This window comes from Burkholderia sp. BC1 (assembly GCF_052683555.1).
Map to the genome: position 1 here is coordinate 104,051 of NZ_JBQYLP010000021.1, position 205 is coordinate 104,255.

The 205-nt window shown below is 70.2% G+C and carries 1 pseudogene; it reads right to left on the reverse strand.

Annotation, left to right across the window (positions count from 1 at the left end):
* Positions 1-114 precede the first annotated feature (114 nt).
* A pseudogene (locus ACSHSS_RS13090) lies at positions 115-205 on the reverse strand (ABC transporter permease); the annotation flags it as partial.

The following is a 205-nucleotide window of genomic DNA, read 5'->3' on the forward strand; positions in this document are numbered from 1 at the left end:
CGGCGCGATGACGATGCGCGATCGTGCACGCCGTTGCATTTTGCCGCGCGCGATGCGCATTCCTGCAGCGTGCAGTGCACGCGCGCGCTCGACGCGCGCGTCTTGCGCGTTGCCTTACGCCACCGCACGCCGCGCCTGACGCCCGCGCAGCCACTCGAGCGCGAGCAGCAGGCTCGTCGAGAACACGATCAGGATCGTCGCGAGC